This is a genomic window from Burkholderia sp. AU31624 (assembly GCF_020420065.1).
GTDB lineage: Bacteria > Pseudomonadota > Gammaproteobacteria > Burkholderiales > Burkholderiaceae > Burkholderia.
In genome coordinates this window covers 1,031,722-1,044,371 of record NZ_JAIZRT010000002.1, presented here as the reverse complement: position 1 = coordinate 1,044,371, position 12,650 = coordinate 1,031,722, and the positions used below count along the sequence as shown (strand labels likewise).

14 protein-coding genes are annotated in these 12,650 nt (G+C 68.1%); 3 read left to right on the top strand and 11 right to left on the bottom strand.

The window, feature by feature from the left end; all coding sequences use genetic code 11:
* Positions 1-7: 7 nt before the first annotated feature.
* From glnQ to LGM89_RS09930, 4 genes are all read right to left on the bottom strand, one after another.
* Positions 8-736, bottom strand: coding sequence for a glutamine ABC transporter ATP-binding protein GlnQ (gene glnQ / locus LGM89_RS09945; protein WP_174388472.1), 729 nt, complete (start codon positions 734-736; stop codon positions 8-10).
* Positions 733-1,389 carry a glutamine ABC transporter permease GlnP gene (gene glnP / locus LGM89_RS09940; RefSeq protein ID WP_089474611.1) on the bottom strand — a complete coding sequence of 219 codons (657 nt, stop codon included), beginning with the start codon at positions 1,387-1,389 and terminating at the stop codon, positions 733-735. The genes glnQ and glnP overlap by 4 nt, the downstream gene beginning before the upstream one ends.
* Positions 1,390-1,455: 66 nt before the next feature.
* Entirely contained in the window at positions 1,456-2,208 is a 753-nt protein-coding gene (glnH, locus tag LGM89_RS09935; protein ID WP_226272959.1) for a glutamine ABC transporter substrate-binding protein GlnH, read from the bottom strand.
* 557 nt (positions 2,209-2,765) lie between these two features.
* Positions 2,766-6,305, bottom strand: coding sequence for an ATP-binding cassette domain-containing protein (locus LGM89_RS09930; RefSeq protein ID WP_226272958.1), 3,540 nt, complete (start codon positions 6,303-6,305; stop codon positions 2,766-2,768).
* Positions 6,306-6,424: 119 nt separating this feature from the next.
* On the opposite strand from LGM89_RS09930, the gene LGM89_RS09925 reads away from it, so the two are divergent.
* Positions 6,425-7,399, top strand: coding sequence for a LysR family transcriptional regulator (locus LGM89_RS09925; RefSeq protein ID WP_226203782.1), 975 nt, complete (start codon positions 6,425-6,427; stop codon positions 7,397-7,399).
* Between the two features lie 27 nt (positions 7,400-7,426).
* On the opposite strand, the gene LGM89_RS09920 is transcribed toward LGM89_RS09925, so the two are convergent.
* The gene (locus LGM89_RS09920; protein ID WP_089497240.1) at positions 7,427-7,798 is read right to left on the bottom strand and encodes an MAPEG family protein; all 372 of its coding nucleotides are present in this window, start codon (positions 7,796-7,798) and stop codon (positions 7,427-7,429) included.
* A gap of 301 nt (positions 7,799-8,099) precedes the next feature.
* Between LGM89_RS09920 and alr the strand changes: the two genes are divergently transcribed.
* Positions 8,100-9,221 carry an alanine racemase gene (gene alr / locus LGM89_RS09915; protein WP_226272957.1) on the top strand — a complete coding sequence of 374 codons (1,122 nt, stop codon included), beginning with the start codon at positions 8,100-8,102 and terminating at the stop codon, positions 9,219-9,221.
* 134 nt (positions 9,222-9,355) lie between these two features.
* Here alr and LGM89_RS09910 read toward each other — a convergent pair whose 3' ends face one another.
* The 4 genes from LGM89_RS09910 to LGM89_RS37370 all read right to left on the bottom strand — a co-directional run bounded on the left by LGM89_RS09910 (position 9,356) and on the right by LGM89_RS37370 (position 11,019).
* Complete coding sequence (locus LGM89_RS09910; protein WP_226272956.1) at positions 9,356-10,150, bottom strand: enoyl-CoA hydratase; 795 nt, start codon at positions 10,148-10,150, stop codon at positions 9,356-9,358.
* Between the two features lie 144 nt (positions 10,151-10,294).
* The gene (locus LGM89_RS09905; protein ID WP_226272955.1) at positions 10,295-10,747 is read right to left on the bottom strand and encodes a DUF3592 domain-containing protein; all 453 of its coding nucleotides are present in this window, start codon (positions 10,745-10,747) and stop codon (positions 10,295-10,297) included.
* Between the two features lie 10 nt (positions 10,748-10,757).
* Positions 10,758-10,907: a hypothetical protein gene (locus tag LGM89_RS09900; protein WP_226272954.1), complete on the bottom strand. Its 150-nt coding sequence runs from the start codon at positions 10,905-10,907 to the stop codon at positions 10,758-10,760.
* The gene (locus tag LGM89_RS37370) at positions 10,849-11,019 is read right to left on the bottom strand and encodes a hypothetical protein (RefSeq protein ID WP_413227463.1); all 171 of its coding nucleotides are present in this window, start codon (positions 11,017-11,019) and stop codon (positions 10,849-10,851) included. Before LGM89_RS37370 ends, LGM89_RS09900 begins: the two co-directional genes overlap by 59 nt.
* On the opposite strand from LGM89_RS37370, the gene LGM89_RS09890 reads away from it, so the two are divergent.
* Positions 11,018-11,260 carry a DMT family transporter gene (locus LGM89_RS09890; RefSeq protein ID WP_413227462.1) on the top strand — a complete coding sequence of 81 codons (243 nt, stop codon included), beginning with the start codon at positions 11,018-11,020 and terminating at the stop codon, positions 11,258-11,260. The two genes, LGM89_RS37370 and LGM89_RS09890, sit on opposite strands and share 2 nt — an antisense overlap.
* A gap of 13 nt (positions 11,261-11,273) precedes the next feature.
* Here LGM89_RS09890 and LGM89_RS09885 read toward each other — a convergent pair whose 3' ends face one another.
* A complete protein-coding gene (locus LGM89_RS09885) occupies positions 11,274-11,639 on the bottom strand; it encodes a response regulator (RefSeq protein WP_031401467.1) in 366 nt (121 codons plus the stop codon).
* 41 nt (positions 11,640-11,680) lie between these two features.
* Entirely contained in the window at positions 11,681-12,640 is a 960-nt protein-coding gene (locus tag LGM89_RS09880) for a chemotaxis protein CheX (RefSeq protein ID WP_089497244.1), read from the bottom strand.
* Positions 12,641-12,650 lie beyond the last annotated feature (10 nt).

The following is a 12,650-nucleotide window of genomic DNA, read 5'->3' as shown; positions in this document are numbered from 1 at the left end:
GTTTCGTTCAGGACACGTGTTTCAGGAATTCCTTCAGGCGCGGGGTCGGCGGCCGGTCGATCAGCTCGACCGGATGGCCGTCTTCCGCGATCCCGCCCTGATCCATGAACAACAGGCGCGTGCCGACCCGCTTCGCGAAGCCGATCTCGTGCGTGACGACGATCATCGTCATCCCTTCGGTCGCAAGATCCTGCATCACTTTCAGCACTTCGTGGCGTAATTCCGGATCGAGCGCCGACGTCGGTTCGTCGAACAGCATCAGCCGCGGCCGGATCGCGAGCGCACGCGCAATCGCGACGCGCTGCTGCTGGCCGCCCGACAGCTCCGACGGGTAATGATTCGCGCGCGATTCGAGGCCGACCTTGTCGAGCAGCGCCATCGCCTGGTCGCGCGCGTCGGCGCGTGACGCGCCGCGCACCTGCATCGGCCCGAACATCACGTTCTCGAGCGCGGTCATTTGCGGGAACAGGTTGAACTGCTGGAACACCATGCCGGCTTCGAGCCGGATGTTGCGGATCGTCGTCGCGTTGCCGCGCACGCTCTGGCCGTCGACCAGTAGCTCGCCGCCGGTGATTTTCTCGAGCGCGTTGATACAGCGCAACATCGTCGACTTGCCCGAGCCGGACGGGCCGACCACGACGACCACCTCGCCCGCGTCGATCTTCAGGTCGATGTTCTTCAGCACCGGCACGTGGCCGAAGCTCTTCGACACGTTCTGGAATTCGATCATGCTCATAGAATCCTCATGCGCTTTTCGACGAGCCGCAGCGTCAACGTCATGGCGCCGGTCAGCAACAGGTAGATGACGGCCACCGCACTCCAGATCTCGACCGCCTGGAAATTGCCCGCGATGATTTCCTGCCCCTTGCGCGTCAGCTCGCCGACGCCGATCACGATGAACAGCGACGTGTCCTTCAGGCTCACGATGCATTGGTTGCCGAGCGGCGGAATCAGGCGCCGGAACGCGAGCGGCCCGACCACCTTCAACAGCACGCGCGGCATCGACAGGCCCATCGCGAGCCCCGCTTCCGTCAGCCCCTTCGGGATCGACAGCAGCGCGCCGCGCACCACTTCCGCGAGATACGCGCCCGAATTCACCGTGATCGCGATGATCGCGGCCGTCAGGCCGTCGATGCGGATATGCGCGAGCAGCGGCAGCGCGAAATACAGGAACATCACCTGCACGACGATCGGCGTGCCGCGGATCAATTCAATATAAACCTGCGCGAGCACGTTCATCGCCTTCGGTCCGTATGCGCGGAACATGCCCGCGACCATCCCGACGACGAAGCCGCCCACCAGCCCGAAAAATGCGATGAACACCGTCAACCGGACCCCGTCCATCAGGTCCGGCAACGCCGCCCAGATCGCCGACCAATCGAAATTCACTTGTCGCTCCCCGTTCGATTCAAGACCGGCGCGACCATCCGGCCGCGCGCTGTTGCGGCGTCACGCTCACATCTTCGGCGGTTCGGCACCGAACCACTTCTTGTAGATCTGCGCGTAGCGGCCATCGGCCCGGATCTTCACGAGCGATGCGTTGACCTTCGGCACGAGCGGGCTGCCCTTCGGGAAACCCATGCCGTACTTGTCGCCGCTGACCGGCTGGCCCGCCACCTTCACCTTGCCCTTGCCTTCGTTGTTCACGAAGAACAGCACGTTCGGCGTGTCGTGCATCGCCGCGTCGACGCGGCCGGCCTCGAGCGCGAGGTACGCCTGGTCGATGTTCGGGAACTGGCGGATCTCCTTCGGCTTCAGGTGCGCCTTGATCCAGTCGATCGTCGCGGTGCCCGTTTTCGCGGCGACCACCTTGCCGTTCAGGTCGTCGATCGATTTGATCGTCGTGTTGCCGGTCTGCACCATCGCCGCGAGGCCGCTGTCGTAGTACGGCGCGGAGAAGTCGATCGCCTTCTTGCGCTCCTCCTTGATCGTCATGCCCGACAGCGCGACGTCGATGTTCTGCGTCTGCAGTGCCGGGATCAGGCCCGCGAAATCCATCGGCTGGATCGTGTATTTCCAGCCCTGGTCCTTCGCGATCTCCGCCCACAGGTCGAGATCGAAGCCGACGTACTTGTCGCCCTGCTTGAACTCGAACGGCATGAACGACGTATCGGTGCCGACGACGAGCGTCTTGGTATCGGCGTGCGCGAGGCTGGCGCCGAGCGCGGCAACGACCGCGACGGCTTTCAGGAAGGAACGGCGACTCATGGTTTCTCTCCGCATGATTGAGCGATGTGACCGGCCAGGCGGCCGGCGGAACGACGACATCAAGCCGCACCGCAACATGCGATGTCGAATTAGACCTTAGTGCAACAAGTGTTGTCAATGGCGATACTACGACAACAAAAAAAACCGCAACGGGGAAATGCATCGAGACAAACCCGCGGCGCGCGGGGCGGATAAATCGGAGGAAAGGGAGAGCGGCTCGGGGGCGAAGCGGCGGGGCCGGATCGTGCTGCGTCGGCCGTAGGCGGCGTCTGACGAGCAGTGGGCGGTGGCTGTGGACTGGCCGGGAGGGTTTGCCGTTAAGAGCATCACGCGCCAGAGGAGGATGGCGGCGGCGGCGATCGGCGCCGACTGCTGTCGCCCGTGCGCTGGTCAGTCCATTGGCCGGCCCGTTTGTCAGCACCGATCATCGGCGCTTCGACGCGCGGCGCGTTGCCGGAGCGGCCGCCCCCGCGACGCCGGCAATCGCCGGCGCGGTTCAACGCATGTTGCGGAAAGCGCGCGGCCCGCCGGCCGGCCGCGCGCCGATGCCGCGTCGCTTACGCCGCCACCCCGCTCGCCTGATGCGACACGAGCCGCGCATACGCGCCCTGCCGCGCCATCAGGTCCGCATGCCGTCCGGCCTCGATCACGCTGCCGTGCTCCATCACGAGAATCAGGTCGGCATTGCGCACGGTCGATAGCCGGTGCGCGATGATGATCGACGTGCGCTGCGTCATCAGGTCTTCCAGCGCCGCGCGGATCTGCTGCTCGCTGAGCGTGTCCAGATGGGACGTCGCTTCGTCGAGGATCAGCACCGGCGCATCCTTCAGGAACGCACGCGCAATCGCGACACGCTGGCGCTGGCCGCCCGACAGTTGCACGCCGCGCTCGCCGACGCGCGTCGCGAGCCCGTCCGGCAGCCGCGCGACGAAGTCGCCGAGCGCCGCATGGTCGATCGCGCGCTGCACGTCCGCGTCGGACGCGTCGCTCGCGGCGAGCCGGATGTTCGCTTCGAGCGTGTCGTTGAACAGGTAGGTATCCTGCGCAACCAGCGCGATGTGCTGCCGCAGTTCGTCGAGCCTAAGATCGCGGAGGTCGACGCCGCCGAGCGTCACGCGGCCCTGCTGCGGATCCCAGAAGCGCAGCAGCAAGCTCGCGACCGTCGACTTGCCGGCGCCCGACGCCCCGACCAGCGCGACCGTGCTGCCGGGCGGCACGTCGAAGCTCACGCGGTCGATCGCGGGCACGCTGCGGCCCGGGTACGTGAAGGACGTAGCCTCGAAACGCACCGCCGGATTCGCAGGCATCGCATGCGTGCCGTCCGTCACCGGTACCGGCTCCTTCTCCAGCGCACGCAAGCGTCGCGTCGATGCGATCGTATCGGCGAGCTGGCGCGCGACCTGGCCGATTTCGGCCACCGGCATGAAAGCGGCCACCGCCACCAGCACCAGCAGCGGCAACGACTCGCGCGGAAACCAGCCGCGTGCGCACAGCAGCGCGCCGAGCGCCGCGACGACCAGCCCGCCGAGCCCGCTCGCGATTTCCAGCGCGGCACTTTGCGCCGACAGATCGTCGAGCAGCTTTGCGCGTTGCTTGCGGTACGCATCGACTTCGGCCACGAACGCTGCGCGCCGGCGCGCGACGGCCTGGAACGCGGTCAGCTCCGCGAGCCCCTGGATCGTTTCGGTCAGGTGCGCCCCAAGCTGGCCGAGCGCTTCACGTGCGCCGGTGCCGAGCCGGTCGACGTCGCGCCGCGCCAGCACCGGCGCGAGTCCGGCCCACAACAGGAACGGCAGCAGCACGAACGCGAGCGGCCAGGCAACCGACGCGAGCAGCACCAGCACGGCGGCCGGCACGAGCACCGCGACGAACGCGGGCGCCAGCGTGTGCGCATAGAAATACTCGACGGTCTCGACGTCCTGCGTCGCGAGCGACACGAGATCACCCGAACGGCGACGCAGCAGCCCGGCCGGCGCGAGGCGTTCGAGCGTCGCGAACAGCGCGATGCGCATCTCCGCGAGCAATCGGTACGCCATGTCGTGCGCGAGCCACGATTCGAGCCAGTGCAGCACGGCCGCCACGGGTGCGATCACGAGCAACGCGGTGACGAGCGCCGGGCTCACGTGGCCACTCGGTACCGCACCGACCACCAGCGCGCCGATCACGCCGACGCCGATGAAGGCGAGCACGCGGCCGATCCCGAACAGCACCGTCAGCACGACCTTGCCCGTCCACGGGCGCACGAAGCGCAGCAGCGTCCGCAGGGTTTCCGGCCAGCCGATCTCCGCCGCATCGTCGTTCAACGGCCGCACCTGCGGGCCCGACGACGCGCGCGCGGTCGCGCCGGCCGTTGCCGCCACACCGACCGATTCGGCGACCGCCTCCAGTTGCGGCCCCATCAGCCGGCGATACGGGCCGTCGCGCGAGATCAGCGCCGCGTGCGTGCCCTCGTCGACCACCTGCCCCTGGTCGAGCACCAGGATGCGGTCGGCGCCGATCACGCTCGACAGCCGGTGCGCGAGCACGAGCGTGGTCCGCCCGCGCGTGAGCCGGTCGAGCGCCTGCTGGATCAGCGCTTCGTTCTCCGCGTCGACCGACGACAGCGCCTCGTCGAGCAGCAGGATCGGCGCATCGCGCAGCAGCGCGCGGGCAATCGCGAGACGCTGGCGCTGGCCGCCCGACAACATCAGCCCGCGTTCGCCGATGCGCGTCGCGTAGCCGTCGGGCAGCGCCGAGATGAAATCGTGCGCATTGGCCGCGCGCGCGGCGGCGATCATGTCCGCATCGCTCGCGTCGGGGCGGCCGAGCCGCAGGTTGTCGGCCACGCTGCCGTCGAACAGCGTCGCATCCTGCGCGACGACCGCGATCATCTCGCGCACCTGGCCGGCATCGAGCGTGCGCACGTCGTGGCCGCCGATGCGGATCGCGCCGCCCTGCGCATCGTGCTGGCGCAACAGCAGGCGCACGATGGTCGACTTGCCCGCGCCGCTCGGCCCGACGATCGCCACCGTCTCGCCTTCGCGCACCGAGAAGCTCAGTGCCGCATGCGCGTCCGCGCGGCGCCCCGGATACGCGAAGCTGACGGCGTCGAACGCGATCTCGGGCCGCAGGCCCGCGACGCGCGGCGCGTCGGTGGCCGGTGCATGACTCTGCGCGTCGAGCAGCGCGTGGATCGCATTCGCCGCCGACTGGCCGATCATCCCCTGGTGCAGCACGGCACGCAGGTCGCGCAGCGGCCGGAAGATCTCGCTGCCGGCCATCAGCACGATCAGCAGCGCCTCGAGGCTCATGTCGCCGTGCCGCACGCGCCACGCACCGACGGCGATCGCGGCGGCCGCGCCGAGGCCGGTGCCGAGATCGGTGAAGAGCCGCGTCAGCAGGCCGAGCGCGAGCACCCAGAACGTGCTGTCGGACAGTGCGCGTGCCTTCGCGGCCAGCTTCGCGCCGAATGCCGTGCTTTGCCCGAACGCCTTCAGCGTCGGCAGGCCTTGCACCGCGTCGAGGAACTCCTCGCCGAACGCCTTGAAGGCGGCCGAGCGCGCGAGCGCCGCGCGCTTGTCGGCGCGATGCACGAGTTGCGGCAGCGCGAGCGTGACGAGTGCCGCGACCAGCAGGATCGCGGCCGTCGGCACGTCCCACCACGCGAGCACCGCGAAGATCATCACCGGCGCGCACGCGGCGATCACGAGCTGCGGCAAATAGGTGCCGAAAAAGGTCTGCAGTTGCTCGACGCCGTCGACGACGGCCAGCATCACGCCGCCCGTGCGTTCGCCGCTGAACCACGCGGGGCCGAGTGCGGCGATCCGGTCGAACAGCCGCGCGCGCAGCGTGGCCTGCACGCGCCCGGCCGTGTGCTGCGCGAGCACCGTGCGGCGATGGTCGAGCCACGCGCGCAGCAGCACGCAGCCCGCCGTTGCAACGACGGCTTCGCCGATGCTGCGTGCCGGCGCACCGGTAAAGACCAGCGCCAGCACGCGGCCGAGAAAGACGAAACGCAGGATCCCGACACCCATCGCGAGCAGGCCGAGCGCGACGGCCGCGGCCACCCGCCAGCGCAGCCCCGCCATCATTGCCCATAGTCGTCGGTCGAAATACATGAAGCCCTCCGGTGGTATCCGATGATGTTTTTTCTTGACCGGATCGAGGCTACCCGCGCCACCCGCGCGCGGCAAAAGATGATTTTTCAACGGGTGTTGAGTCAACTACAATACCCCGCATGTCGCACCTCCCTCCCCTCAGTGCATTGCGAGCTTTCGAGGCGGCCGTCCGCCTCGGCGGATTCGCGCGCGCGGCGGCGGAGCTGAACGTGTCGACGAGTGCGGTCAGTCACCAGATTCGCGCGCTCGAGGAATCGCTCGGCGCGCGGCTGCTCGAACGCAGCACGGGGCTCGGCGGCATCAGCCTCACGCCGGCCGGCGCACGCCTGCTGCCGGCCGTCAGCGATGCGCTGTCGCGGCTCACCGACGCCTGTGCCGACATTCGCGGCACCGCGCAACGGCTCACCGTATCCGCCAATGCGCCGTTTTCGGCGATGTGGCTCGCCCGCCGCCTCGCGGAATTCTCGTCGCTTCATCCCGACACGCCGCTGCATGCCGTCGTGCTTGACGACGAACCGGATTTCGCGCGCAGCGGCGTCGATCTGGCGATCGTGCACGTGCCCGCGCACCGGCTGCAGGCCGACGACGACATCCTGCTGCAGGAAACGGTGTTCCCGGTATGCAGCCCCGAACTGCATCCGTTTGCCTCCGTGAACGTGTGCCGCTCGCGGCTGCTGCAGGAGATGCACGAGCACAGCCCCGAGATCGACTGGCGCAACTGGTCCACGGAGTTCGGCCTGCCGGGCGACTTCGAGACGAAGATCGTCCGCTACAGCAGTTTCAGCCAGGTCATCGGCGCGGCGGTCGGCGGCGCGGGCATCGCGCTCGGCCGCGCGCCGCTGATCGAGCCCGAACTGCGCAGCGGGCGCCTCGTGCCGCTGAGGCCGGGCCTCGAACGCGCCGCGTCGTGGCGCTTCGTGCTGCGCCGCAACCCGTCGACGCGGCACCGGCTGCTCGATCCCCTGATCGCGTTCCTGCGCCGCGAAGCGGAAGCCGACGCGGAAGCGGAAGCCCCGCCGATCGCGGGCCCGATCGTTGCGCCCGCATCCAACGACAGCCGCGTGCGCGGCACCGGCGGCGCGACCGGCAAATAACGCGCCGGCCTCGCCCGCATGCGCCGCTTACGGCGCAGCGAAGAACAACGCCACCGCGCACGCCATCCCGCCGAACCACACGAGCGAACGCAGCGACGCCCAGTTCAGCAGGTACATCAGCATGTAGACGACGCGGATCGCGACGAACGCCATCGCCAGCTGGTCGACGCGATGCACGTTCGCACCGTTGTGCCATGCCACCACCAGCGCGGCCGTGAACAGCGCAAGCGCTTCCCACCCGTTCTGGTGCGCGGCCTGCGCACGGGCGCGCCAGCCTTCGAGTTTCGCCAGGTAGTCGCGCGGCGTGCGGTTGTCGTAGCCCTTGCGGGCCTTCGCGAGAAACGTCATCGAGAACGGCAACAGCGCCACGATGAACAGGCACAGCTGGGACGTCGTCATCAAATGTCTCCTCCTTTATGATTACATTGATCAATGACAAGATCGCCGAGAGCTTAGCATTGCGTCGTGCTGTTCGTGCACCGGTTTTCTAGACGGGAGACTCGGCTGCGCGGCCCGCCAGCAGCCGCGACGCGCCTGGTTCGACACCAAAATTTCCACCAAATCGTCGCCAAAAACGTTAATTAAAACTGGTCGAACACCAATAAGATAGCGTTCAACACTGGCCCGGCGCGTTGTCGCGCCAGGCCGCCGAACCCGCGCCGTCGCGCGCGCCGAACGACATCCGATCCGAGACATCGCCATGCCCCGTCCCATCGTCGCCCATATCCGCCCTGACGCCGTCCGCCACAACCTCGACTTCATCCGCCGCACCGCCGCGCAATCGCGCGTGTGGGCCGTGGTCAAGGCCAATGCGTACGGTCACGGCATCGAGCGGATCTACCCGGGCCTCGCCGCCGCCGACGGCATCGCGCTGCTCGATCTCGACGAAGCCGTGCGCGTGCGCGAACTCGGCTGGGACAAGCCCGTGCTGCTGCTCGAAGGGATCTTCGAGCCGGCCGACGTCGAGCTGGCCGATCGCCACCGCCTGACGGTGGCCGTGCACTGCGACGAGCAGCTCGACCTGCTGATCGCGGCGAAGCCGCGGCAGCCGATCGACATCCAGCTCAAGATGAACTCCGGGATGAACCGGCTCGGCTACCGCCCCGCCGTGTTCCGCGCCGCGTGGGAGCGCGCGGCGAGCGCGCCGTCGATCGGCAAGATCACGCTGATGATGCATTTCGCGAACGCCGACGAAGGCGAAGTCGACTGGCAGCTCGACCAGTTCGATGCGGCGACGGCGGGGATACCCGGCGAGCGCTCGACGTCGAATTCGGCCGCCGTGCTGTGGCATCCGCGCGCGCACCGCGACTGGGTGCGGCCCGGCACGATCCTGTACGGTGCCTCGCCGACGGGTGCGTCGCGGGGTATCGCCGACACGCCGCTGATGCCCGCGATGACGCTGACGAGCAAGCTCATCGGTGTGCAGACGCTGTCGCCGGAAGAGACCGTCGGCTACGGCCGCCGCTTCACGGCCGACCGGCCGATGCGGATCGGCGTCGTCGCGTGCGGCTATGCGGACGGCTATCCGCGCCACGCACCGACCGGCACGCCGATCGCGGTGGACGGCGTGATGACGCGCGTCGTCGGGCGCGTATCGATGGACATGCTGACCGTCGACCTGACGCCGTGCCCGAACGCGGGCATCGGGTCGAGCGTCGAGCTGTGGGGCGACCAGGTGAAGGTGGATGACGTGGCGGAAGCCAGCGGCACGATCGGCTACGAGCTGATGTGCGCACTCGCGCGCCGCGTGCCGGTCGTGATCGTGCCGCCGGGCGCGTCGAGCGAGCAGCCAACGCTGCGGACCGGAAGCTACGGGCGCTGACCGGCTTGGATGCGGCGCACGCGCCGTTGCATCGCCTGACGTGCGCTTCGGTTGCGGGTCGCCTCGGGCGGCCCGTTTGCTTTTCCGTGCGAGCGCAAGGCGTGGGTGACGGCCCTTCCGCTTCGTTCAACGCACTACGAACGCCACGTCGGCTTGCGCTTCTCGAGGAACGCGTCGATCCCTTCGCCGGCATCCTCTTCCATCATGTTGCGCGCCATCACGTCGCCCGCATACGCATAGGCTTCGTCGAGCGGCAACTCGCGCTGGCGATAGAACATCTGCTTGCCATACCGCACCGCGGCCGGGCTCTTCGCGACGATCTCCGCGACCTTGCGCGCGACGGCCGCGTCGAGCGCATCCTCGGGCACGGCCTCGTTGACGAGGCCCCATGCGGCGGCCGTTGCCGCATCGACGAAGCGCCCGGTCACGAGCATGTCGAACGCGCGCTTCGCCGTGACGTTGCGGCTCAACGCAACGGCCGGCGTCGAACAGAACAGCCCGACGTTGATGCCCGATACCGCGAAGCGCGCGGTATCGGCCGCGATCGCCAGGTCGCACGCGGCGACGAGCTGGCAGCCGGCCGCCGTCGCGATGCCGTGCACGCGCGCGATCACCGGCACCGGTAACGCACGCATCGCGAGCATCACGCGGCTGCACTGCGCGAACAGCGTGCGGTAGTAATCGAGTTCGGGCTGGCCGCGCATCTGCCGCAGGTCGTGGCCCGCGCAGAACGCCTTGCCTTCCGCGGCCAGCACGACGCAGCGCACGTGCGGATCGGCCGCCAGCGACTCGAACGCGTCGTGCAGGCTCGCGAGCATCGCCTCGGACAGTGCATTGAATTGCTGCGGACGGTTCAGCCGCAGCGTGACGACGCCGTCGTGCGCGTCGCGCAACAGGATCGGCTCGGCCGTGTCTTGATCGGATTTCATGATGTTCCGCTCGATGGGGTTCGGCAGGATTCGATGCGGCGCGAACGCGCGGCGATGATGCGTGCACGCTCACGGCACCGTGGTGATGAAATGCTCCTCCACATTCCGTGCGACGTCCAGTCGTGGTGCAGCAGGCTCGCACGGTCACATCCGCGTGCGCCCCCGGCGCCACGCGCGCACGCCCGAGCGTAGTTGACTGATGCCAGCGAGGAAAAAGACCGCGCCCATCCCGCCGAAGGTCAGTACGCCACCCCAGATCGCGCCGAACGTATTCATCCGCGCCGTCATATGGGGCGCGTCGGGTGCGTAGCGCACCTCGACCGTCGCGCCCTCCTCCACGCTGACGTCGCCGCCCTGCGGGTATTCGACGTGCTCGCCCGCGAGCGTCGTGAACGCGATCTCCGGATGATGCGGGCCCGCGTTCAGCTTGATGACGCGCCCCGGCACGACGACCGATGTCCGCAGGAATTCGTGCGTCGACTGCGCGTACAGGGCAGTGCCGATCAGCAGGCACGTACCGACGATGGTAAAGACGATGCCCTTCGCGATCAGCGTTTCCGTCTGCTGCGCGTCGGTGCGGCCGGATCCGGACACCATTGCGCTCACCTCAAGGTCGCGACTGATGGAACGACACGTCGATCTTCGACTGCGTGTTGCAGCGGCACATCACGCCGCGCCCCGTTTCGTCGGTCACGCGTTCATACGGGCCGTTGCATGCGCCGCGCACGTGCGCCGCCCGATCGATCCTGATTGTCATGGGAAGGTGTCCCGTTCCTGATTGTCGTGGATGCCGTGCGTGCTGCGCAGGTCGCGCAGACACGCCGCCCTCGGCATCCAGCAGGATACGGAGATCGCGGTGCGCTGTAAATTGCGCGCGCGATCGTCTGCGTCGTCGCCGGGCAAACGCTCGCGTCGCTGCTGATCGACCACTACGGGCTGATGGGGCTCGCGCCCCCCGGCCGCATCGCGGGCGTCGCGCTGATCTTCGCGGGGATGATCGTCGTGCAATGGCAGATGCCCGCGCCACACGTGCCGGCCGCGACCGGCGACGCGTCGGCCGCGCAACCGGAACCGCAGCGCCGAATGCGCGGGCGGCAGCGGGCGCGCTAAAGCCCGGAGTGCGTCAGCCCGCGAGCTTCTTCAGCGCGTCGAGCACCGCATCGCCCTTGAACGGCTTCACGATCCAGCCCTTCACGCCGGCGGCCTTGCCGCGCTCCTTCATCGCCGGGCTGCTTTCGGTCGTCAGCATCACGACGTTGACCGTCGCGTTCGCCAGTTCGCCACGGATCTTCTCGACCATCGTCAGGCCGTCCATGTTCGGCATGTTCACGTCGCTGATCACGAGGCGCACGCCGGGCGTCGCCTTGAGCTTCGCGAGCCCGTCCTTGCCGTCGACGGCCGTCGCGACGTCGAGCCCGTGATTGCGCAGGAAGCCCGCGACTTCGTCGCGCACCGTGCCCGAATCGTCGACCACCAGAATCTTTGCCATGTCGTCTTCCCCTTTCCTTTCCTTGTTGCTGACTTCAGTCTTCAAAACAGTTCGAGTTCGCCCGATTCGACCATCGGCCCCACGTCCTGCACCGATTCGCGGAAATCCTCCGGCGACCAGCTCAGGCTGAACACGAAGCGCTGGTCGAGGCACACGGAGCGCCCCGAGGCCGGATCGGTCATCCGGTACTTGAAGCAGAGCTGCGGGCAATCGCCGCCGAACGAGATGAACTTCTGCTTGTGATTGACGACGAGCGGCACCTGCACCGGATGGCGCGCCAGCGCCTCGGCGTCGCCGAGATAGCGGTTCTTGAACGCGCCCCATACGAGGTTGGTCAGCTCGCCGAGCACGCTGTTCACGTCGCGGAAATCCGGCGCGCGGCCGTCTTCGCGCGTGCCGCCAATCATGTCGAGCAGCGGCTGCTCGCTCGTCTGCAGCAGCATGTAGCCGCGGCACCACGCGCTTTCGAGCGCGATCAGGCTGAACACTTCGCCGAAGATGATCTGGTCGCGCACGATGCACGGCGTTTCGTGCTCGATCGTCATGCCCGGGAACAGGCTGTCGATGCGCGCCTCGGTGATCTCCGAGATGCCGCGCACGAGCGCGTTCGGGTAGTCGCGACCGAACAGGTATTCGTCGATCGCGCGCTTGAGCGGCGTCATGTCGTCCGCGACGTAGGCCGCGCACGCGACGCGCGCGAGCGCCTCCGGCAGCCCGTCGCGCGACGCGAGCGATTCGCGGCGCAGGATGATCGGCAATTCGGGGCGCAGCGCATCGATCTGCGTCGCGATGATCGCGCTCTCGGCCGGCGAACCACCGTAATCCTCGGCCAGCAGGATCGCGCCCAGGTCGATGTTCGAGCGCAGCACCTTCAGCAACCGGCTGCGCCGCACGGTCAGGCCGACCAGGTTGTGCTCGTCGCAGAAGCGCTTGATCGCGTCGGCGTGCGCGCGACTGTCGTCGAGTACGAGCACCTTGCTGACGGGTTTGTCCAGGGTCATCTCAAGGTTT

Coding starts and splice junctions, on each gene's coding strand:
- LGM89_RS09930 (WP_226272958.1), bottom strand. CDS start 6,305: ATGTATTTCGACCGACGACTATGGGCAATGATGGCGGGGCTGCGCTGG.
- LGM89_RS09910 (WP_226272956.1), bottom strand. CDS start 10,150: ATGAAATCCGATCAAGACACGGCCGAGCCGATCCTGTTGCGCGACGCG.
- LGM89_RS09925 (WP_226203782.1), top strand. CDS start 6,425: ATGTCGCACCTCCCTCCCCTCAGTGCATTGCGAGCTTTCGAGGCGGCC.
- LGM89_RS09900 (WP_226272954.1), bottom strand. CDS start 10,907: ATGACAATCAGGATCGATCGGGCGGCGCACGTGCGCGGCGCATGCAAC.
- LGM89_RS09905 (WP_226272955.1), bottom strand. CDS start 10,747: ATGGTGTCCGGATCCGGCCGCACCGACGCGCAGCAGACGGAAACGCTG.
- LGM89_RS09920 (WP_089497240.1), bottom strand. CDS start 7,798: ATGACGACGTCCCAGCTGTGCCTGTTCATCGTGGCGCTGTTGCCGTTC.
- glnQ (WP_174388472.1), bottom strand. CDS start 736: ATGAGCATGATCGAATTCCAGAACGTGTCGAAGAGCTTCGGCCACGTG.
- LGM89_RS09880 (WP_089497244.1), bottom strand. CDS start 12,640: ATGACCCTGGACAAACCCGTCAGCAAGGTGCTCGTACTCGACGACAGT.
- glnH (WP_226272959.1), bottom strand. CDS start 2,208: ATGAGTCGCCGTTCCTTCCTGAAAGCCGTCGCGGTCGTTGCCGCGCTC.
- LGM89_RS09885 (WP_031401467.1), bottom strand. CDS start 11,639: ATGGCAAAGATTCTGGTGGTCGACGATTCGGGCACGGTGCGCGACGAA.
- alr (WP_226272957.1), top strand. CDS start 8,100: ATGCCCCGTCCCATCGTCGCCCATATCCGCCCTGACGCCGTCCGCCAC.